Source organism: Klebsiella pasteurii (assembly GCF_018139045.1).
Classification (GTDB): Bacteria; Pseudomonadota; Gammaproteobacteria; order Enterobacterales; family Enterobacteriaceae; genus Klebsiella; species Klebsiella grimontii.
Genome location: NZ_CP073236.1, coordinates 5,568,330 through 5,589,389, shown reverse-complemented (window position 1 = coordinate 5,589,389; position 21,060 = coordinate 5,568,330). Strand labels below are relative to the sequence as shown.

General features: G+C 61.8%; 15 protein-coding genes. 5 read left to right on the top strand and 10 right to left on the bottom strand.

Going from position 1 to position 21,060, the window contains the following annotated elements:
• Positions 1–8: 8 nt before the first annotated feature.
• The 6 genes from cstA to entC form a co-directional block, all read right to left on the bottom strand.
• Positions 9–2,114, bottom strand: a complete 2,106-nt coding sequence (cstA, locus tag KCG39_RS26035) for a pyruvate/proton symporter CstA (protein ID WP_142467870.1) — start codon at positions 2,112–2,114, stop codon at positions 9–11.
• 505 nt (positions 2,115–2,619) lie between these two features.
• Positions 2,620–3,033: a proofreading thioesterase EntH gene (entH, locus tag KCG39_RS26030; protein WP_049114832.1), complete on the bottom strand. Its 414-nt coding sequence runs from the start codon at positions 3,031–3,033 to the stop codon at positions 2,620–2,622.
• Positions 3,034–3,789 (bottom strand): 2,3-dihydro-2,3-dihydroxybenzoate dehydrogenase EntA, encoded by a 756-nt coding sequence (entA, locus tag KCG39_RS26025; RefSeq protein ID WP_142467816.1) that lies wholly within the window; start codon positions 3,787–3,789, stop codon positions 3,034–3,036. It abuts the gene before it with no gap.
• Positions 3,789–4,640 (bottom strand): enterobactin biosynthesis bifunctional isochorismatase/aryl carrier protein EntB, encoded by an 852-nt coding sequence (entB, locus tag KCG39_RS26020; RefSeq protein ID WP_004130335.1) that lies wholly within the window; start codon positions 4,638–4,640, stop codon positions 3,789–3,791. Before entB ends, entA begins: the two co-directional genes overlap by 1 nt.
• A 13-nt stretch (positions 4,641–4,653) precedes the next feature.
• Complete coding sequence (gene entE, locus KCG39_RS26015; RefSeq protein ID WP_004130333.1) at positions 4,654–6,261, bottom strand: (2,3-dihydroxybenzoyl)adenylate synthase EntE; 1,608 nt, start codon at positions 6,259–6,261, stop codon at positions 4,654–4,656.
• 9 nt (positions 6,262–6,270) lie between these two features.
• A complete protein-coding gene (gene entC, locus KCG39_RS26010) occupies positions 6,271–7,446 on the bottom strand; it encodes an isochorismate synthase EntC (protein WP_142467818.1) in 1,176 nt (391 codons plus the stop codon).
• 311 nt (positions 7,447–7,757) lie between these two features.
• Between entC and fepB the strand changes: the two genes are divergently transcribed.
• The gene (gene fepB, locus KCG39_RS26005; protein ID WP_049113738.1) at positions 7,758–8,717 is read left to right on the top strand and encodes a Fe2+-enterobactin ABC transporter substrate-binding protein; all 960 of its coding nucleotides are present in this window, start codon (positions 7,758–7,760) and stop codon (positions 8,715–8,717) included.
• A gap of 113 nt (positions 8,718–8,830) precedes the next feature.
• Here the strand turns inward: fepB and entS are convergent, their stop codons facing one another.
• The gene (entS, locus tag KCG39_RS26000) at positions 8,831–10,072 is read right to left on the bottom strand and encodes an enterobactin transporter EntS (RefSeq protein WP_004130327.1); all 1,242 of its coding nucleotides are present in this window, start codon (positions 10,070–10,072) and stop codon (positions 8,831–8,833) included.
• A gap of 112 nt (positions 10,073–10,184) precedes the next feature.
• Between entS and fepD the strand changes: the two genes are divergently transcribed.
• From fepD to fepC, 3 genes are read left to right on the top strand one after another with little or no spacing between them, the layout of a single operon-like run.
• The gene (gene fepD, locus KCG39_RS25995) at positions 10,185–11,192 is read left to right on the top strand and encodes a Fe(3+)-siderophore ABC transporter permease (RefSeq protein ID WP_142467819.1); all 1,008 of its coding nucleotides are present in this window, start codon (positions 10,185–10,187) and stop codon (positions 11,190–11,192) included.
• Positions 11,189–12,181 carry an iron-enterobactin ABC transporter permease gene (gene fepG / locus KCG39_RS25990; protein WP_004130323.1) on the top strand — a complete coding sequence of 331 codons (993 nt, stop codon included), beginning with the start codon at positions 11,189–11,191 and terminating at the stop codon, positions 12,179–12,181. Before fepD ends, fepG begins: the two co-directional genes overlap by 4 nt.
• Positions 12,178–12,972: an iron-enterobactin ABC transporter ATP-binding protein gene (gene fepC / locus KCG39_RS25985; RefSeq protein WP_087828686.1), complete on the top strand. Its 795-nt coding sequence runs from the start codon at positions 12,178–12,180 to the stop codon at positions 12,970–12,972. The genes fepG and fepC overlap by 4 nt, the downstream gene beginning before the upstream one ends.
• Before the next feature lie 199 nt (positions 12,973–13,171).
• On the opposite strand, the gene entF is transcribed toward fepC, so the two are convergent.
• From entF to fes, 3 genes are read right to left on the bottom strand one after another with little or no spacing between them, the layout of a single operon-like run.
• Positions 13,172–17,053 carry an enterobactin non-ribosomal peptide synthetase EntF gene (gene entF, locus KCG39_RS25980; RefSeq protein ID WP_142467820.1) on the bottom strand — a complete coding sequence of 1,294 codons (3,882 nt, stop codon included), beginning with the start codon at positions 17,051–17,053 and terminating at the stop codon, positions 13,172–13,174.
• A 10-nt stretch (positions 17,054–17,063) separates the two neighbouring features.
• Positions 17,064–17,267, bottom strand: a complete 204-nt coding sequence (locus KCG39_RS25975) for an MbtH family protein (protein WP_049113610.1) — start codon at positions 17,265–17,267, stop codon at positions 17,064–17,066.
• A 27-nt stretch (positions 17,268–17,294) separates the two neighbouring features.
• Entirely contained in the window at positions 17,295–18,494 is a 1,200-nt protein-coding gene (gene fes / locus KCG39_RS25970) for an enterochelin esterase (RefSeq protein ID WP_004130317.1), read from the bottom strand.
• Positions 18,495–18,764: 270 nt separating this feature from the next.
• Here fes and KCG39_RS25965 point away from each other — a divergent pair, with 270 nt between their 5' ends.
• Positions 18,765–21,014: a TonB-dependent siderophore receptor gene (locus tag KCG39_RS25965; RefSeq protein ID WP_112165462.1), complete on the top strand. Its 2,250-nt coding sequence runs from the start codon at positions 18,765–18,767 to the stop codon at positions 21,012–21,014.
• Positions 21,015–21,060: the final 46 nt, after the last annotated feature.

The window sequence follows — 21,060 nt, the reverse complement described above, 5'->3', positions numbered from 1 at the left end:
GTGATGGCTTAGTGAGCGCGTTTCGCCTGGGTCACCAGGCTATCGGCATCGGCAGGCATCGCCTGGTACGGGGTCTCTTTCGCCGTCGGTTTGTCCTCTTTCAGCGCCGCCAGCGCGGTCTTAATCGAGAACAGCGCCAGCACCACAACCACCACCATAAAGAAGATGGTCAGCCCGGCATCCAGACGGTTGTTAAACACCAGCTGCGCCAGCTGCGACTCGGTGTACTGCGGCGGAATATTTCCGCTGTCGATCATCGCCTGGAACTTGTTGGCAATCGCCAGGAAGCCGACTTTGGTGTCGGTGCTGAACGACTTTTGCCAGCCCGCGGTCAGGGTACAAATCAGCAGCCATGAGGTCGGCAGCAGCGCGACCCATGCATAGCGCTGGCGCTTCATCTTAAACAGTACCACCGCGCACAGCATCAGCGCCATCCCCGCCAGCATCTGGTTAGCAATACCAAACAGCGGCCACAGCGTGTTGATGCCGCCGAGCGGGTCAACCACGCCCTGATGCAGGAAGTAGCCCCAGGCCAGCACGCACAGCGCCGTGGCGAGAAGGTTCGCCGGCAGCGAGCTGGTTTGCTTCAGGCCGGGGCTTATCACCCCCAGCAGATCCTGCAGCATAAAGCGCGCCGCGCGCGTACCGGCATCCACCGCGGTCAGGATAAACAGCGCCTCGAACAGAATGGCGAAGTGATACCAGAAGGAGACATCCATCAGGCCGCCCAGCGAACCGTGCAGAATGTAGGCCATGCCTACCGCCAGCGTCGGCGCGCCGCCCGCGCGGGAGATAATCGACAGCTCTCCCACTTCGTGAGCGATCTGGTTAAGGGTATCCGGCGTCACGGTAAAGCCCCAGCTGCTCACCACCTGCGCCGCCGACGCCACCACATCGGTCACGCCCGCCGGAGCCAGCACCGCCATCGGGCTATTCATCGCGAAATAGACGCCCGGGTCGATAATACAGGCCGCCACCAGCGCCATAATCGCCACGAAGGACTCCATCAGCATGCCGCCGTAGCCGATAAAGCAGGCCTGGCCTTCATTGGCCAGCATTTTCGGCGTGGTGCCGGAGGCGATCAGGGCATGGAAGCCGGAAACCGCGCCGCAGGCGATGGTAATAAACAGGAACGGGAACAGGCTGCCGCTCCACACCGGGCCGGTGCCATCGATAAATTTGGTCAGCGCCGGCATCGTCAGCGTTGGACGCATGATCAGGATACCGATCGCCAGGCCGACGATGGTGCCGATTTTCAGGAAGGTAGAGAGGTAGTCGCGCGGCGCCAGCAGCAGCCAGACCGGCAGCACGGCGGCGATAAAGCCGTAGCCCACCAGAATCCAGGTGAGCTGCACGCCGGTATAATCAAACCACGGCGCCCAGGTCGGGCTTTCCGCCACCCAGCCGCCGGAAATGATGGCGAACACCAGCATCACCAGGCCAATCACCGACACTTCGCCAATGCGCCCAGGGCGCAGATAGCGAATATAGATCCCCATGAAAATCGCCAGCGGGATGGTAAAGGCTACGGTGTAAGTCCCCCACGGGCTGTGGGTCAGCGCTTTCACCACGATCATCGCCAGTACCGCGAGGATAATCACCATGATCATAAAGCAGGCCACCAGCGCCAGTACGCCGGCGGTCGGGCCCATTTCCTCTTTCACCAGTTCGCCGAGCGAACGTCCGTCGCGGCGAGTGGAGACGAACAGCACCATAAAGTCCTGTACCGCCCCGGCCAGCACCACGCCCGCGAGAATCCAGATCATTCCCGGCAGGTAGCCCATTTGCGCCGCCAGCACCGGGCCGACCAGCGGCCCCGCGCCGGCAATGGCCGCAAAATGGTGGCCGAACAGCACTTTTTTGTCGGTCGGAACGTAGTCGAGGCCGTCGTTGTGACGCACCGCCGGGGTCATGCGCGTCGGGTCGACCGCCAGTACATTTTTAGCGATATACAGGCCGTAGAAGCGATAGGCGATCAGATAGACGCAGACTGCCGCGACGACAATCCACAGCGCGTTGATCTGTTCACCCCGGTTTAGCGCGATATAGCCCAGGGCAAAGGCTCCGATAACGGAGAGCAGTGTCCAGATGAGGTATTTCCCTGAATTATTCATCATTGTGTTCCACTGTAGGGTAATCAGGATGTTACAAGTTGTTTCTAGAACATAATGTGAATTTTAACAACTTTGAAACGTTGCGGATGTCGCCTGACGGCAAGGATTTATCTCACATTGCAAGCGAGATCACTTCTGGCAGGAAAAGAGATGAAAACGGAGAGGATAATCTGTAACTGCATCGCGGTCTGTTTCCCGGAGGCGGCGCTTGACGCGCCTGTCCGGGCTACTGGTCCGCAGACGATGATGAACCCGTAGCCCGGGTAAGCGCAGCGCGACCCGGGAAGAAAACGCACCGATACATTCATCCCGGCGTATCCCCGGGTTGCGGCGTAAACGCCTTACCCGGGCTACCGGTCCGCAGATGACGGTGAGCCCGTAGCCTGGGTCAGCGCAGCGCCACCGGGGAAGCACACCGCAGACGACGGTGAGTTGTCCGGAACCACAGACGGCGCGTTACCCGTAGCCCGGGTAAGCGCTGCGCGACCCGGGAACAGGCTATTCCTCAGCCGAGGATCGCCGTACTCAGCCGGCAGGTGCAGCAGCGGCGCCCCCGCTCGTCGAACACCGCAATTTCCCAGCTCTGGCCCTGACGCCCCAGGTGCAGCGGTCGACATTCACCGCGCACTTTACCGCTGGAAACCGCCCGGTGGTGGGTGGCGTTGAGCTCGGTGCCTACTACGCACTGCCCCTCTTCGGTCATCAACCATCCGGCCATTGAACCGAGGGTTTCTGCCAGCGCGGCGGAGGCGCCGCCGTGCAGCAGCCCGAACGGCTGATGGGTTCGCGCATCGACCGGCATTTCCGCCTCCAGTACCCCCTCTTCCAGCCGGGTATAAACGATGCCCAGATGCGCCACCATCGTATTCGCGCTGGTCGCATTAAGCGCATCCAGCGTCAGCTGACGTTTCCAGGCCATTTATGCTCCCAGCGTCGAGCCGCCGTCCACCACGATATCCTGCAGCGTGATGTGGCTGGCGTGAGGGGAGGCGAGGAACAGAATGGTATTGGCAATCTCCCGTGGACGGGCGATTTTGCCCAGCGGAATGCCCAGCTTAAACTGCTCGCCGAAGCCGCGAATACGCTGCTGTTCAGCGTCGTCGCTGACCCACAGCGTCCGCTGCATGTCGGTGTCGGTCGAGCCAGGAGAAACCAGATTACAGCGTACCCCGCTGCCCGCCAGCTCCAGGCCGACGGTCAGCGCCAGGCTCTTCAGCGCTGCTTTCGAAGCGCCGTAAGCGCTCATGCCGATACGCGGGGTATGTGCGGCGTCGGAAGCCACGGTGATAATCGCCCCGCCCTTCTGGCGGCGAAACTGCGCCATCGTCTGCTGGAACAGGTTAAACGCCCCGCCGACGTTGACGGCGAAGGTCTGTTGCCAGTCCTCCAGGCTCAGCGCATCCGTCGGCCCCATCCGTAAAATGCCGGCGGCATTGACCAGCACATCCAGCCGTTCAATGCCAGCCAGCAGGCGACCGCAGACCTGCGCCACCTGCCGCGCGTCGGCGACATCCAGCGTCTCGGTGGCGAACGGATAGCTTTCACCGTCGAACGCCAGATCGAAGCCGGTTACCTGCGCGCCGACCTCAACGAACGCCAGGGCGGTGGCGTAGCCGATCCCCTTGCCCGCCCCGGTGATCCACACGGTCTGGCCGTGAAAATCGAGTCCATTCATTATTTCACCTCGCGGGAAAGCAGCGCCCACCAGGCATCAATGGTCGGGTTTTTCGCCAGCACCACGAAGTCAATATCGCCGTGAACTTTACGCCAGCGCGCGGCGAGCGCCATCATGCGTACCGAATCCAGGCCGTAGTCGATCAGGTTTTCGTCATCCATCGGTTCATCGGATTCATCGAGCAGCGGCAGCACCAGCGCGCGCAGCGCCGCTTTCGATGCCGGCAGCGGCAGCAGCTCTTCGGTCATCACCACGCGACCGGAGCGGCCCGCCACGTAGTTGAGCGCCATCAGATGCTCTTCACGGCTGAAATCGGCCAGCGCATCAGCGACAAAGAATGGTTTAATATCGCGCATAAACGCGTCAGTCGCAGTGGTCATACAGCCGATATGGGCGTAAACGCCGGTGATGATCAGCTGATCGCGCCCCGCCTCTTTCAGCATCTCCTCCAGCGGCGAGCGATGAAACGCGCTGTAGCGCCATTTCACCAGCACCGTGTCGCTGTCGTCCGGCGCGAGCGCGGCAATCACCTGCTGCTGTTCCGGCGAACGGGTCAGGCCCGGTCCCCACATGTCGTTCAGCAGCGCGCGGTCTTCATCGCTCTGCTCTTTCGGCTGAGCGGTGTAAAAGACCGGAATATGGTTCTGTTTGCAGAACTCGCGCAGGGCGGCGATGTTGGCCACTACTCTCTCCATCATCGGGCTGTTTTCGCCCCAGAAGTTGAGGAAATACTCCTGCATATCGTGGATCAACAGCGCGGCACGGGACGGCTCAAATGCCCAGTTCACTTTGTTCGCCGGGATATCGCTGGCTTCCGGCAGCGCGTAAGCCTGTAATTTTGGGATTGCCATTCTGTCTTCTCCTTCAGCCCAGCTTGCGTTCAGCCAGCCACTGACGTAATTGTTTTTTATCGACTTTGCCCACCGGCGTCAGCGGCAGCGCATCAACGCACTCCACGCGGTCCGGAAGTTTAAATTCTGCGACCCCTTGTTCACGCAGGAAGCGGCGCACCGCCACCGCACGCAGAGGCTCTTTCACTACCAGATACGCACAGCTTTTTTCACCGAGCAGGCTATCTTCCATGCTGACCAGCGCCGCGTGGATCACCGAAGGGTGGCGCAGCAGCAGGTTTTCGATCTCTTCCGCCGCGATCTTCTCGCCGCCGCGGTTGATCTGATCTTTTTCCCGCCCCTGCACGGTGATGTAGCCCGCTTCATCGATCGAAATCAGATCGCCCGAACAGTAGAAGCCCTCGGCATCAAAGGCTTCGGCATTATGCTGCGGGCTCTTGTAGTACCCGCGGAAGGTGTAAGGCCCGCGGGTCATCAGGCGTCCGACTTCGCCGCGCGGCAGCGGATTACCGTCGGCATCGGCCACCCACACTTCGTCATCCGGGCACATCGGACAGCCCTGGGTGTTGATGATGCGCTCGGGGCTGTCGTTGAGGCGGGTATAGTTCACCAGCCCCTCCGCCATGCCGAAGACCTGCTGCAGCTGGCAGCCGATTTCCGCCGGAATGCGCGCGGCGAGGGTCGCTGACAGGCGCGCTCCGCCCACCTGCAACAGTCGCAGCGATTGCAGTTGAGCATTGCTGCCGGCGTCATGGATCTCCTGTAGCCACAGGCTGACCGCGGGGGGAACCAGCGAGGTCAGGTTGATCTGGTGCTTTTCTATCAGCGGGAAGCAGAGGGTCGCGCTCGGATCGTGCGCTAACACCACCACGCCGCCCGCGAGGAACACGCCTAATGAACCCGGCGAGCTCATCGCGTAGTTGTGGGCGGCGGGAAGCGCGTTCAGGTAGCGCGTTTCGGCGCTCACGCCGCACAGCTCGTTGCTGCGGCGAATGCTATAGTCGTAGTCGTTATGCGTACGTGGAATGAGCTTCGGCGTCCCGGTACTGCCGCCGGAAAGCTGGAAAAAAGCCACTTCGTCGGCAGGCGTCGGATGCGCAACGAAACTATCGTCAGCGCGCTCAATGGCCGCCGTCAGGCTCTGCTCGCCGTCGTCGTTCAGCAGCAGCACCACGCGTACCGACGGATGTTGCGTAACAAAAGCGTTAAGAAAATCATCATCGGCAAACAGCGCATGTGCGCGGTCGGCAATCAGTAAGGCGGGTTCAATTTGCGCGGCGTAGGCGTTCAGCTCGCTACGCTGATGGCTGAACAGCGCGTTGACCGGCGCCACGCCAATGCGCAGCAGCGCGAAAAAGGTAATATAGAATTCCGCGACGTTGCCCAGCTGCACCAGCGCCGTTTCGCCGCGCTTCAGGCCAAGACGCTGCAGCGAGGAAGCGAGGTTATCCACCAGGTGGTTGAATTCACGATAGCTGTAGCTTCTTTCGCCGTCGATAATCGCCGGGGCGTCGTTTTCCGCATGACGGGTAATCAGATGGGTTAACGGCAGATCCTGCCAGTAACCTTTTTGCCGATAGCGGGCCGCGAACGCTTCCGGCCAGCGGGTAAATTCGATCATCATCGTCCCTTATTGCAAGCCGAATACGTTCAGCATGGTGGTCAATTTGACGCCGGTTTCGCGCCACTCGCCCAACGGCGAAGAGGCCGGAACGATACCTGCGCCGGCAAATAGCCGCAGGGTGCGCTGCTGCAGGCGCGCGCAGCGGATGGTCACTACCCACTCGCCGTTGCCTTCATCATCACACCAGCCGACAATGCCGCCGAATAGCTGGCGGTCGAACGGCTCCAGTTCGCCGATCAGGCGTTTCGCCGCCTGATGCGGGAAACCGCTCAGCGCCGGAGTCGGATGCAGCAGGCAGGCCAGCGACATGGCATTCTCGTTTGCCAGCGCGGTACCCTGAATCTGCGTCGCCAGATGCCACAGGGTCGGCGTGGTGATCAGTTGCGGAGAGTCCGGCAGAGAGAGTTCGCTGCTGCGCGCCGCTAATACGGCCTTCATCGCCTGAGTCACCAGCTCATGTTCATGGCGGTCTTTTTCCGACGCCAGCAGCCTGTGCCCTGCTTCACGATCCAGCACATCGTCCGGCTGGCGGCGGGCAGAACCGGCCAGCGGAAGAGAGCTGAAATGCGCGCCTTCTTTACGCAGCAACAGCTCTGGGCTTGCGCCCAGCAGCACGCCGCCGTCTGAGAGCGGCACGTGGAAGTTAAAGCTGGCCGGGTTCTGGGCGATCAGGCGCTCGAGCAGCGCCCCGCTATCGACTCGTTCGCGGGTGGTGATATCAATCAGGCGCGACAGGACTACCTTGTCCACTTCCGGCGTCGCGGTGAGGGCCGCCGCGCGCGCCACCATCGCCATAAAGGTATCCTGCTCGGGGATCTCCCGGCGCTGCACGACATCCATCGGATTTTGCCCCGACGCATAGCGCGCGGAGTGCTGCTTTTCAGTGCGGGAGAATGCTGTCCAGCTCGCGGGGATAAACAGCTCGGAGGGCTCGCTGGTATCGAACGGAATGGCGCCGACCATCACCGGCCTGGCGATCCCGGCAGTTCGCGCCGCTTTAAAAGCAGCGGCCATTTTTTGCTGAAACTCTCCGTTCGGATCATCGCCGTCGGCGGCGGGATGAGAGAATCGGCTAAAGCAGCCAGCGGTGGTGAAACTGCGGTACGGCGACATAAAGAAGAAGCTTTCCGGCGGCAGGGTCATTTTTTTCTCCCGAACTTCCTCAGCCAAAGACGTTTCCATATCATCCTCCAAAAACGATAAAGATATTACGAATAATTATCATTTATATTTTGGTTGGCTAACCTAAAAGGTATTGCGCTTTATGTCAACCGTACAGGTAGCATGTTGTGCGACTTATACTCGTCATACTTCAAGTTGCAGGTGTGTTGGCTGTGTTCGCTCACCCGAATCACTTACTACAGTAAGTTCATCGGGATTCGTTCACTTGCCGCCTTCCTGCAACTCGAATTATTAGGGTATAGACTTGCATCCACGCGGCGCAAAGCTGAAAATGAGAAGCATTTATCACCACTCAATCAGGATGCGAATACGTGAATTTCTCCACCTTTTGCCGCCGTACCCTCCTCGCCAGCGGCCTGGCGATTTTAGGTATTAGCTCAGCGCTGGCGGCAGACTGGCCACGACAGATTACCGACAGCCGCGGAACACATACGCTGGAAAGCCAGCCGTTGCGCATTGTTTCCACCAGCGTGACGCTGACCGGCTCGCTGCTGGCGATTGACGCGCCGGTGGTGGCCAGCGGGGCCACGACGCCCAATAACCGCGTCGCCGATGGCCAGGGTTTTTTGCGGCAATGGAGCGAGGTGGCGAAAGCGCGCAAGCTCTCACGCCTCTATATTGGCGAACCGAGCGCTGAGGCCGTCGCCGCGCAAATGCCGGATTTGATTCTGATTAGCGCCACCGGCGGCGATTCGGCGATGACGCTCTACGACCAGCTTTCCACCATCGCTCCAACGCTTATCATTAACTACGATGATAAAAGCTGGCAGGCCCTGCTGACCCAACTGGGGGAGATTACCGGCCACGAAAAACAGGCGGCGGAGAGAATCGCGGAGTTTGATAAAAAGCTGGCGGCGCTGAAAGAGAAAATGAAGCTGCCGCCGCAGCCGGTCACCGCGCTGGTCTATACCGCCGCGGCCCATAGCGCCAATATCTGGACCAAAGAATCCGCTCAGGGACAGCTGCTCGAGCAGTTAGGCTTTACCCTCGCCGACCTGCCCGGCGGGCTGCATGCCAGCCAGAGCCAGGGAAAACGTCATGATATCGTGCAGTTGGGCGGGGAGAATCTGGCCGCCGGGCTTAATGGCCAGAGCCTGTTCCTGTTCGCCGGCGACCAAAAGGACGCCGACGCGATTGACGCCAACCCGCTGCTGGCGCATCTGCCAGCGGTCGAAGGCAAACGCGTTTATCCGCTAGGGACGGAAACCTTCCGCCTGGATTACTACAGCGCCGTTCTGGTGCTGCAGCGTTTAGCAGCTCTCTTTGCCTAAGCCGATCTCCCGGGGGCGGCGCAAAGCGCCTGACCAGGCTACAGGACCGCAGACCGCTGGAGAAGCGTAGCCCGGACAGATGCGCAGCATCGCCGCCGGGAAACCCAGCGGAGTTAACTTTCGCTGACCACTTCCGGGCGCTGAAAGCGGCGCAGTTCGCGTAACAGCCCCACCAGCACCGCGCCTACAATCACCAGCGCCCAACCGCTGGCGCTCGCCGAGGCCACCGGCGTCAGGATCGCGCCCAGTCCGCCGAGCAGCGCCGCGCCTATCGCATCGCCGGTCACGTTCTGCGCGGTCCACAGACCGTTGATGCGCCCGAGCATATTTTCCGGGGTCTGGGTCTGAATCAGCGTATATTGCAGCAGCGAGCTTATCGCGCTCAGCCAGCCAAACAGCGCCAGACACAGCGCGCCCAGCTCCCACACCGGCATCAGGCTGAACAGCGCAATCGCCACAAACGAGCCGACGGTGGTCGCCAGCATCAGCACGCCCGGCCTCGCCGTCTGCGCCAGTTGCCCGCTGGTCAACGCTCCGAGCGCCGCGCCGAGAGGGATCGCGGCATACAAAAGGCCAATCTGCGACGCCGACATCTGCCAGCTTCCGGCCAGCGCCGGATAGAGCACGCGCACCGCGCTGGCCATCGTCAGCAGGCCGCCAAGCAGCGCGATGCCGCCGATAAGCGGGCTGTTAAACAGAAACTTCAGCCCCGCGTTCAGCGATTTCAGCGGGTGTTCGCGCGGCTGCGGCGGCGGCGCCAGCAGTGGTAAACGCAGGAGGGTCAACGTGGTGATAAAGGTTCCCGCCGCCGCCAGGCCATAGTTCCAGGCCACGCCGCCGGTTGCCAGCAGCAGACCGCCAATCATCGGCGAAATCACCGAGCCCAGCCGCACCGTCAACATGGTGATCGCCCCGGCCTGCATCAGATTTTCCCGGCCAACCAGCGCCGGCGTCGCCGCCAGCAGCGCGGTCACGCCAATAGAAGCGAACAGACCGTCCCAGATACCGAGCAGATAGATGGCGATTAACGACGGCTCCGGCAGCATGGCGTTCAGGCACAGCCCAACGAAGCCAATCCCGCAGGTGCCGCGCGCCAGCAGGATCAAACGCTTGCGCTCATAGCGGTCGGCAAGCACGCCGCCGATCATCAAACCGACAAACATTGAAGCGCCGGTCAAGGTCACCGACAGCCCCACTTGCCAGGTCGAATGGGTCATCATCTGGATTTGCACCGGGATCGCCACGCCCAGCAGGCCAAGCGACAGGATTGAAATAAAACGAGCGATAAAGACGGCGCGAAAGGCCGGGTGAGTTTTCAACAAGCTGAGATTCAGCAGCCAGGATTGTCGGTTCATGACAGCGCCTTGTTATTATTTTCCATACCATTTTTATGGGTGCACATGCTAACATAACTGAATAGAATCGATAACGATAATTACTATCATTATCATGCCAGGGATGTAAGCCATGTCGTGTTCCACGACCGCGGCGCGCGCCTTTGCCGTGCCGGGTCTTTTAATCGTTTTAATCATCGCCGTTGCACTCAGCCTGTTGATCGGCGCCAAACCCCTACCGTTTAGCGTCGTCCTCGATGCCTTCACCGGCACCTGCCAGAGCGCCGATTGCACCATCGTCCTTGATGCCCGGCTGCCGCGAACCCTCGCTGGGCTGCTGGCCGGCGGCGCGCTGGGTCTGGCCGGCGCGCTGATGCAAACGCTGACCCGCAACCCGCTGGCGGACCCGGGGATCCTTGGCGTCAACTCCGGCGCCAGCTTCGCTATCGTGCTCGGCGCGGCGCTGTTTGGCCTTTCCTCGCCGCAGGAGCAGCTGCTGATGGCCTTTTGCGGCGCGTTCGGCGCCTCGCTGCTGGTCGCCTTTACCGGCAGCCAGGGCGGCGGACAGCTTAGCCCCGTGCGTCTGACCCTCGCGGGGGTCGCCCTGGCGGCGGTGCTGGAAGGGCTTTCCAGCGGTATCGCGCTGCTTAATCCTGACGTCTATGACCAACTGCGCTTCTGGCAGGCGGGCTCGCTGGACGTGCGCACCCTGCAAACCCTGAAAATTGTGCTAATCCCGGTGCTGATGGCCGGTCTGGTGACCCTACTGCTGAGTCGGGCCTTAAACAGCCTGAGCCTCGGTAACGATACGGCCACCGCCCTCGGCAGCCGCGTCGCGCGGACTCAGCTTATCGGTCTGCTCGCGATTACGGTCCTGTGCGGTAGCGCCACGGCGGTGGTTGGGCCAATCGCCTTTATCGGCCTGATGATGCCGCATATGGCCCGCTGGCTGGTGGGCGCGGATCATCGCTGGTCGCTGCCGGTGACCCTGCTGGCGACCCCCGCTCTGCTGCTGTTTGCCGACGTACTGGGGCGCCTGCTGGTGCCCGGCGAACTGCGGGTTTCGGTGGTCAGCGCCTTTATCGGCTCGCCGGTGTTGATCTGGCTGGTGCGCCGCCAGCCGCGCGGAGGTGGCATGTGATTGCGCCTTCTCGTCGCCTGATATTGAGCTGTCTGCTGCTGCTGGTCGCCAGCGTGCTGGTCTCCCTGTGGGGGCTGGGTAGCGGCCTGGTGCCGTTAAGCGTTGAGCAGGTTATCTCCGCGCTGCTCGGCGATGCGCCGCGTAACGTCACCCTGGTGGTGACCGAGTGGCGACTGCCGCGCGTGCTGATGGCGCTGCTGATCGGCGCCGCCCTTGGCGTCAGCGGCGCGATTTTCCAGTCGCTGACCCGTAACCCGCTGGGTAGCCCGGACGTGATGGGATTCAACACCGGGGCCTGGAGCGGCGTGCTGGTGGCGATGGTGATGTTCGGCCAGAACCTGGCGGCTATCGCCATGGCGGCAATGGTTGGCGGTATTCTCACCGCGCTGGTGGTCTGGCTGCTGGCGTGGCGCAACGGCATTGAGACCTTTCGCCTGATTATAATCGGCATCGGCGTGCGGGCCATGCTGGTGGCGTTCAACACCTGGCTGCTGCTGCGCGCTTCGCTGGAAACCGCCCTCTCCGCCGGGCTGTGGTATGCCGGTTCGCTTAACGGTCTGACCTGGGGGAAAACCTGGCCCTCCGCGCCGCTGATTCTCTTGATGCTGGCGTGCGGGGCGCTGCTGGCGCGGCGTATGCGGCTGCTGGAGATGGGCGACGACACCGCCTGCGCGCTGGGCGTGCGGGTTGAACGCTCGCGGCTGCTGCTGATGCTGGTCGGGGTGGTGCTGACCGCCGCCGCTACCGCGCTCGCCGGGCCGATTTCGTTTATCGCCCTCGTGGCGCCGCATATCGCGCGGCGCCTTAGCGGTACCGCCCGCTGGGGGCTGGCGCAGGCGGCGCTATGCGGCGCCCTGCTGCTGGCGCTGTCTGACTACTGCGCGCAGCGTCTGTTTATGCCCTATCAGTTACCGGTGGGCGTGGTGACCGTCAGCATTGGCGGCATCTACCTTATCGGGTTATTAATTCAGGAGTCCCGCAAAAAATGACCGCTGTAACCTCCCGTTTGCGCGGCGACCAGTTGACCCTGGCGTACGGCAAAAAAACCATCGCCGAATCGCTGAACGTCACCATTCCCGACGGCCACTTTACCGCCATTATTGGCCCCAACGGCTGTGGTAAATCGACGCTGCTGCGCACTCTGAGCCGCCTGATGACGCCCGCCAGCGGTCATGTTTATCTCGACGGCGAGCAGATCCAGCGTTACGCCAGTAAAGAGGTTGCCAAACGCATCGGCCTGCTGGCGCAGAACGCCACCACCCCGGGGGATATTACGGTCCAGGAGCTGGTGGCCCGCGGGCGCTATCCGCACCAGCCGCTTTTTACCCGCTGGCGCAAAGAGGATGAAGAGGCGGTCAGCAGAGCGATGAAGGCCACGGGTATTACCGATCTGGCGCGACAAAGCGTCGATACGCTATCCGGCGGCCAGCGCCAGCGGGCGTGGATCGCCATGGTGCTGGCCCAGGAGACGGCGATTATGCTGCTCGATGAGCCCACCACCTGGCTGGATATCAGCCATCAGATCGATCTGCTTGAGCTGCTGAGCGAGCTGAATCAGCAGAAGGGTTATACGCTGGCGGCGGTGCTGCACGATCTGAACCAGGCCTGCCGCTACGCCACCCATTTGATTGCCCTGCGCGAGGGTAAAATCGTCGCCGAAGGCGCGCCGAAGGAGATCGTCAGCACGGAGCTCATTGAAAAGGTTTACGGTCTGCGCTGTACGATCATAGAGGATCCGGTGGCGCATACGCCGCTGGTGGTGCCGCTGGGTCGAAAGTAGAGACTCCCGGCTCGCGCTACGCTTAGCCGGGCTACGGGTTCACCGCCTTCTGCGGGCCGGTAGCCCGGACAGGCGCGTCAAGCGCCGCCTCCGGGAAATGTGCCAGGTCTGAAATGCTCTGCGGTTTGCTTCCCCGGTGGCGCTTCGCTGACCGGGCTACGGGTTCACCACCATCTGCAACCCGGGAGTTCATCGTTCCCTAACCCAGTATCTCCCTGAGCACCGGGCCGATCGCTTCAAAAGCCTGCTGAGAGATAATATCCACGTGGGCGCAATCCTGGCTAAATACCTCCAGCTCACCGACCCACGGCCTCCAGACCCTCTGCGGATCCATCCCGGGCTGACGGGTTTTCTCCGCCACAAACAGCGTCGCCTTACCGTCAAACTTCGCGCTGTGCGCGGTGGTCAGCAGGCGCACCGCGTCGGCGTAGTTACCCTCGATCACGCGGAACAGCTCGCCGGAAGCCTGCCCCTGCTGAGCGGCAAGAAACGCCTCGCGCTCGCGGGCGATCTCCGCCAGCACCTCAGGATCCAGACCGTTGGCCTCTTTCTCCGCCCAGTTCTGCGTTTCCGGCGGCCAGGTATCCAGCAGGCCGAGAAACGCCACCGCTTCGCCGCGCTGGCGTAAGCGGGCGGCAATTCCCTGCGCCAGGGTGCCGCCGAGCGAATAGCCCAGCAGATAATAGGGGCCGTGGGGCTGCTGCGAAAGCAGGGTTTGCAGATGATGCTCGCAGACCGCATCCAGATCCGCCGCCGTCGCCATCGGTCCGTGCGGTCGAGGCGACTGAATGCCGACGATCGACCAGCGCGGGTTTAAATAACGCGCCAGCACGCTGAACTGCCAGGCAAAACCGGAAGCCGGGTGGAAGCAAAATAGCGTCGGGCCGTCGCTCTCGCGCAGCGGCAGGATCGCGTCGAAACCCAGCCGTTGCGCCTGCTCATCGCTGAGATCCGATACCAGCAGCGCGCTCAGCTTGCCGACGGTAGAAGCGACCATCACCTGCCCCGGCGTCACCTGGCGTTGCAGTTCGCGGCCGAGCGTCGCCGCCAGACGCATCGCCAGCAGCGAATGGCCGCCGAGGGCGAAGAAATCGGCGTCGATATCGTTCACCTCGCAGCCCAGCAGCTGGCTGAACGCTGCGGCAACGGTGGTCTCAACGCCCGGCTCCGGCGGACGACCGCGGCTTACGCGGCTCAGCGTCGGCAGCGGCAGCGCTTTGCGATCCAGCTTACCGTTGGCGCTCAGCGGCAGCGCCGGCAGCTGAATCAGCACCACCGGCACCATATGCGGCGGCAACTGTTCGCCAAGCCGCGCTTTAAGCGCCTCGGTATCCAGCGGCAGGCCGGATTCAGAAACCAGATAGCCCACCAGCTGGCGGGCATCGCCCCCGGTCGCCGCCGCCTGGTTGAAGACGCAGGCGTGAGCCACCGCCTGCGCAACGTCCGGCAGCGCCGACATTGCGCGATCAATTTCCCCAAGTTCGATCCGCTGGCCGCGGATTTTTAGCTGATCGTCGCTGCGCCCGAGATACTCGACGGCGCCGTTATTCAGCCAGCGGGCAACGTCGCCGGTGCGGTACATGCGCTCGCCCGGCGCGTAAGGATCGGCGATAAAGCGGCTGGCGGTTAAATCGGGACGCCCGAGATAACCCTGCGCCAGCTGAATGCCGGTCAGGTAGAGATCCCCCGCCACGCCCGGCGGTACCGGGCGCATCGATGCATCCAGAATACGCAATCCGGTATTCCATACCGGCCAGCCAATCGGCACGCTGGCGCCGGTTACCGCCGCCAGAGCAGGCCCGCAGGCCGGATACCAGCTGACGTCCACCGCCGCTTCCGTCGGTCCATACAGGTTATGCAACGGCACGCCGGTCAGTGATTCCCACTCCCGGCACAGCGTTGTCGGCAACGCTTCACCACTACAAAATACTCGTTGCAGGGTTTGGCAGGAGGCGACATTTTCCGTATCCAGCGAAGCGACAAACGCCGCCAGCATCGACGGCACAAAGTGGGTGGTGGTCACGCCGTAGCGGGCAAAAAACTGCTGCATCGCCAGCGGATCGCGATGGGCTTCCGGCTCGGCCATCACCAGCTGCGCGCCGGCGATAAACGGCCACCAGAACTCCCATACCGATACATCAAAGCTGCACGGCGTTTTCTGCGCCACCACGTCATCGGCGGTGAGCGGATAGTGGTCCTGCATCCACAGCAGGCGGTTGACGATGGCGGTTTGCCCGACCATGACTCCTTTCGGTCGCCCCGTCGAGCCGGAAGTGAAGATGATATACGCGGTATGCTCCGGCTGCGAGAGCGCCAGCGGCGCGGCATCCGCCGTCGCCAGCGGCTGCTGGTAGCACAAGCTTTCGAGGCCGGGAATATCGCTAAAGCGCGCCCGCTGATCTTCAGAGGTAATCAGCAGCGACGGCCGGGCGTCTTCCAGCATCATCCGCAGACGATCGTCGGGATAGCCGGTATCCAGCGGCAGCCAGGCGGCGCCGGCTTCAACGATGCCGTGCAGCGCCAGGGTCAGGAATACCGAACGCGGCAGCGCCACCGCCACGCTATCGCCCGGGTTGACGCCCCGCGCGCGAAGCTGTTCAGCCAACGCCACCACCTGCTGGCGCATCTCGCGGTAGCTAAACTGCCAGCGGCCGTCCGCCAGCGCCGGGGCATCCGGGGTTTTCGCCGCCTGCTCCGCCACCAGGGCGCTCAGGGTGGTGAGCGGCAGATCGACGGCGGTGGCGTTCACCCGCCGTAGTTGCTCCGCTTCCGCCGCCGATAGCATATTCACGTCGCCGCAGCGCAGGGCCGGATTATCGGCAAACTGCGCCAGCAGCGCGGAAAGTCGGGCGATATGGTTGCCCAGCGTCTGTTTATCATAACGCTGCTTATTGGCCAGCACCTCCAGAGACAGGCCACCGGCTTCATCCGGGAACAGCGCCAGCTCCAGGTCGTTGACCGGACCGGTCGCCAGGGTATGGGTTATCGCCTGTACGCCATCGATATCTAGCTGATAATCAAAAACTTTAATATTAAGCACCGGGCCAAACAGTGGTTCATCGCCCGCCGCCTTGCCGCTGTCGCGGACAATCTGTTCGGCATCATAGCGCTGATGGCGGCGCATTTTCCTCAGCTGTCCGGCAAGACGCGCGGCCAGCTCCGGCAGCGTTTCCCCGGCGTCAATGGTGACCGCCAGCGGCAGAACGTTGAGCACCGGACCGGTGGCGGTGAGCGCCGCGGAGCCCATACGACGCATAAAAATAAAGCCTGCGGCATACTCCGTTCGGCTGCACAGCCGTCCCAGCCACAGGGCGGTCAGCGCCAGCGCCAGATCCGCGCGCTGGCACTGCGGCGCACTTGCCGCCAGCCGGCTAAAGACGCCGGCATCCGCTTCCAGCTTCATGCGCCAGATATCGCTGCTGGTCGCCCTTCCCGCTAGCGGCGCGTCCGACAGCGAGGCCGGGGACGGCAGCGCCTGACGCTGCGCCTGCCAGAACCGTTTGTCACGCTGCCAGGCGTCGCTGCCGTAATAGCGCTGGTACTCTTCCACCACCTCAGCAAAGGGCGTAAACGGCGAGGCGGGCGTATCTTCACCGCGCTGCCAGGCGCGATAAATTGCGGCTATCTGGCGGGTAATGGCCGGGAAGCTGAAGCCATCGACCAGCAAATGGTGGTAACGCTGATACCAGTACCAGCACTTATCCCCTACCCGCAGCAGCTGATGGCAGACCAGCGGATTACCGCCGTCCACCCGCAGATTCTGCCCGAGGTCGGCCTGCATCAGCGCCAGCGCCGCGGCGTGCGGATCGTTCAACGCGCGCAGATCCCGACAGTCCGGCTCGGCAAAAATGCGATGTTCATCGACCCACTGCCAGGCTTCGCCGTTATCTTCACAAAAGCGCATGCTGAGGGTGTCGGCCTGCGACAGCCCGGTGATAATCGCCCGCCCGAGCAGGACCGGGTCAATATCGCCGCGCAGCTCAACATAGTGGGCGACGCTCCAGGCACCGGGCAGCGTCGAGAGGCGCTCCGCCATCCAGATCCCAGGCTGCGCCGCAACCAGCGGTAAACGTGTGGTCATTATCGGCTCCTCAGGACGCATGGTGGGCGGGGCTCAAGGTAGACCAGTTCGCCGCCAGCCAGGCGTTGCACGCCTCTAACGACTGCGGCGGGCACTCTACCGACCAGCCTTGCGGCAGCGCGCAGTGGCGCGGCCACAGGCTGTACTGCTGCTGCTCATTGCGCAGGATGTAAAACTGCCCTTGTGGATTGTCGAAGGGATTACTGAATTGCATGTCAAATTCCTCGTAAAGCGCGGTTTGCTACTCGTCACGGCATAAAGGCTGCCACAGCTGGATGAGCCCCGCCGTCAGCCCGCCGCGCCAGCACAGCGCATCATGCCCGCCGTCAACCTGACGCCAGAAAATCGTCTGCTGTTCCAGATGCGTCAGCAGCGCCTGGTTAGCGCGAAAAATGATCGGCTCGCGAATACCGGCTTCCAGCCAGATACGTAGCCCTTGCGGATGTAATTCGCCGCGGCTCAGGCGGTCAACCAGCAGGCCCGTCTGCGCGCCGCCGCGATGCGGCCACCAGTAGGAGCCGGACTGGCTGAGCACGCAGCCAAAGCGCTGGGGCCAGTAGAGGGCGGCGAACATCGACGCCAGTCCGCCAAAGCTCTGCCCCGCCACCACCGTGCGATCGGCGCGATCGCTAAAAGGCGCTAGCCGGTGAACCATTGGCAGCAGCTCTTCCTGTACCGCCAGCCAGAACGCGTCATTGCAGGGCAGCTCTGCGGCCCGGTGTGAGTTATCAATCGCGTCAATCAGCAGATAAACTGCCGGCGGCAGCCGTTTTTCGCGGGTTAGGCCCGCCAGCGGCGACCATACCGGCATGCTTTCGGCCCAGAACTGGCCGTCGAGCAGGATCGCCAACGGGCGCTGCTGCGGCTGCGCGTCTCCGGTGGCGTAAACCCATATTCGTCTGCGGTTACCGAGCCGCTGGCTGCGCCACTCAATGCAGATCGGAGGCTGATAAGGCTCATCGCGCAGCGCCCAGCCCGGCTGCTCAGGGGCTTCCGGCAGCTCCAGCGCGGAGACCGCGTGACCGCGCCCGCCCTTCCAGCTTTGCGGATTAAGTGGGTCGGCAATCGCCCGCGGCAGCAGCTTGCGCCAGCCTTCGCGCAGCAGCGCGCGGTCCGGGCTGTCGCCGTTAAAAAGCTGAGGAGAAAAATCGTCGTCGCGCGCGGAAGGGATAAAGCAGTAGCTGCCGCGCCAGGTGGGAGAAAGCGTGGTTTGCCAGCACCAGGCATCGGTGCCGGGAATGCGCTGCAGCGTTTGCGGCACGGCGTTTTTATGATGGTCAGTCACGCCGGTAATATAAATCCACACCCGCCGGGTTGCCGAAGAGGCTTCGTCGCCCGCCGGATCGCGCCACCAGAAGGTCACCCGATACGCGTCGTCCACGGCCTCTATTTGCGGACCGGAGATAGTGCGCCACCAGTCGTCGCATCCTGTCTTATGCATTCCTTTTCAACCCTATGTTTATCGTGACATTTATCAACAAACGCATTAATAAACGCAATATTTATTGATAATATTATTGATAACTATTTTCATTTGCAATAGCGTATTAGCGCGCTGTGGGAAGCGCGTCTTTCAAAAATAAACATGTCAGAGAGGGCTCATTTAGCCAGCGACGGAATGCCTTTGCCCTCTACCGGCACTATTGATTCCGCCTCCCCTCCCGACGGGAAGGGCCTTTGGGGAAGGCGGCGACGAAAAGCAGGAATGACAATGAATAACAGGATCAAATCCCTGGCCTTGCTGGTCAATCTGGGAATCTACGGGGCTGCCTTTCCGCTGAGCGCGGCGGAAACGGCCTCCGATAGCAAAGCCGCAGCCGCTGATGAAACCATGGTCGTCACCGCCGCCGAGCAGAACCTGCAGGCCCCCGGCGTTTCAACCATTACCGCGGACGAAATTCGTAAACGCCCGCCCGCCCGCGACGTGTCGGAAATTATTCGTACCATGCCCGGCGTTAACCTGACCGGCAACTCCACCAGCGGCCAGCGCGGCAACAATCGCCAGATTGATATTCGCGGCATGGGCCCGGAAAACACCCTGATCCTGATTGACGGCAAGCCCGTGACCAGCCGCAACTCCGTACGTCTGGGCTGGCGCGGCGAGCGCGATACCCGCGGCGATACCTCATGGGTACCGCCGGAGCTGATCGAACGTATTGAAGTCATTCGCGGCCCGGCGGCCGCGCGCTACGGCAACGGCGCGGCGGGCGGCGTGGTCAATATCATCACCAAGAAGAGCGACGGCGAATGGCACGGTTCATGGAATACCTACATGAACGCCCCGGAGCATAAAGACGAAGGCTCGACTAAACGCACCAACTTTAGCCTCAGTGGCCCGCTGGGCGGCGATTTCAGCTTCCGCCTGCTGGGCAACCTCGACAAAACCCAGGCCGATGCCTGGGATATCAACGACGGACATCAGTCCGAGCGTACCGGCGCCTATGCCAATACCATGCCTGCCGGGCGCGAAGGGGTGAAAAATAAGAACATTAACGGCGTCGTGCGCTGGGATTTCGCCCCGATGCAGTCGCTGGAGTTTGAATCCGGCTACAGCCGTCAGGGCAACCTCTACGCGGGCGATACGCAGAACACCAATACCAACGATCTGGTGAAAGAGAACTACGGTAAAGAGACGAACCGCCTCTATCGCCAGACTTACTCCGTCACCTGGAACGGCGGCTGGGATAACGGCGTGACCACCAGCAACTGGGCCCAGTACGAACGTACCCGTAACTCGCGTAAAGGCGAAGGTCTGGCGGGCGGCACGGAAGGTATCTTCAACAGCAACCAGTTCAGCGATATCGACCTCGCCGACGTGATGCTGCACAGCGAAGTCAACATTCCTCTGGATCTGGTGTTCAACCAGAACCTGACGCTGGGCACCGAGTGGAATCAGCAGCGGATGAAGGATCTGGCGTCAAATACCCAGACCTTTATGGGCGGCGATATCGACGGCTATGACAGCACCGGCCGTAGCCCGTACTCGAAGGCCGAGATCTTCTCCCTGTTTGCCGAAGATAACGTGGAGCTGACCGACACCACCATGCTGACGCCGGCGCTGCGTTTCGATCATCACACGATCGTCGGCAACAACTGGAGCCCGTCGCTGAACCTGTCTCAGGGTCTGTGGGATGACTTCACGTTAAAAATGGGCATCGCCCGCGCCTACAAAGCGCCGAGCCTGTACCAAACTAACCCGAACTATATTCTCTATAGTAAAGGCCAGGGCTGCTACGCCAGCGGTAACGGCACCGGTTGCTACATGATGGGTAACGATGACCTGAAAGCCGAAACCAGCATCAACAAAGAGATTGGCCTTGAGTTTAAGCGCGACGGCTGGCTGGCGGGGGTGACCTGGTTCCGCAACGACTACCGCGATAAAATCGAAGCGGGCTACGCGCCGATTGCAAAAACGTCGAAAGGTAACGTCAAAACCGATATCTATCAGTGGGAAAACGTGCCGAAAGCGGTGGTTGAAGGTCTGGAAGGCACCCTGAACGTGCCGGTCAGCGAAACGGTGAACTGGACCAATAACATCACTTATATGCTGCAAAGTAAAAACAAGGAAACCGGCGATCGTCTGTCGATTATTCCGGAATACACCCTGAACTCTACCCTGAGCTGGCAGATTCAGCAGGATATTTCCGTACAGTCGACCTTCACCTGGTACGGCAAGCAGCAGCCGAAGAAATATAACTACAAAGGTCAACCGGCGGAGGGTTCTGAAACGGACGAAGTCAGCCCGTACAGCATCGTTGGCCTGAGCGCCACCTGGGATGTGACCAAAAACGTCAGCCTGACCGGCGGCGTGGATAACGTCTTCGACAAGCGCCACTGGCGCGCGGGTAATGCGCAAACCACCGGTAGCCTGACCGATGTTTCTTATATGGCTGGCGCGGGCGCCAATACCTATAACGAATCAGGCCGCACCTGGTATATGAGCGTCAATACCCACTTCTGATTGTCTACCGTTCCCCCGCCCTCTTCCCATAGAGGGCGGAAGGGAG

Excerpts from the sequence above, each read along its gene's own strand:
- entF (WP_142467820.1), bottom strand. The coding sequence starts at position 17,053 with ATGACCACACGTTTACCGCTGGTTGCGGCGCAGCCTGGGATCTGGATG.
- KCG39_RS25965 (WP_112165462.1), top strand. The coding sequence starts at position 18,765 with ATGAATAACAGGATCAAATCCCTGGCCTTGCTGGTCAATCTGGGAATC.
- fes (WP_004130317.1), bottom strand. The coding sequence starts at position 18,494 with ATGCATAAGACAGGATGCGACGACTGGTGGCGCACTATCTCCGGTCCG.
- entS (WP_004130327.1), bottom strand. The coding sequence starts at position 10,072 with ATGAACCGACAATCCTGGCTGCTGAATCTCAGCTTGTTGAAAACTCAC.
- cstA (WP_142467870.1), bottom strand. The coding sequence starts at position 2,114 with ATGAATAATTCAGGGAAATACCTCATCTGGACACTGCTCTCCGTTATC.
- entE (WP_004130333.1), bottom strand. The coding sequence starts at position 6,261 with ATGATCGAATTTACCCGCTGGCCGGAAGCGTTCGCGGCCCGCTATCGG.
- fepC (WP_087828686.1), top strand. The coding sequence starts at position 12,178 with ATGACCGCTGTAACCTCCCGTTTGCGCGGCGACCAGTTGACCCTGGCG.
- entH (WP_049114832.1), bottom strand. The coding sequence starts at position 3,033 with ATGGCCTGGAAACGTCAGCTGACGCTGGATGCGCTTAATGCGACCAGC.
- entC (WP_142467818.1), bottom strand. The coding sequence starts at position 7,446 with ATGGAAACGTCTTTGGCTGAGGAAGTTCGGGAGAAAAAAATGACCCTG.
- entB (WP_004130335.1), bottom strand. The coding sequence starts at position 4,640 with ATGGCAATCCCAAAATTACAGGCTTACGCGCTGCCGGAAGCCAGCGAT.
- entA (WP_142467816.1), bottom strand. The coding sequence starts at position 3,789 with ATGAATGGACTCGATTTTCACGGCCAGACCGTGTGGATCACCGGGGCG.
- fepD (WP_142467819.1), top strand. The coding sequence starts at position 10,185 with ATGTCGTGTTCCACGACCGCGGCGCGCGCCTTTGCCGTGCCGGGTCTT.
- KCG39_RS25975 (WP_049113610.1), bottom strand. The coding sequence starts at position 17,267 with ATGCAATTCAGTAATCCCTTCGACAATCCACAAGGGCAGTTTTACATC.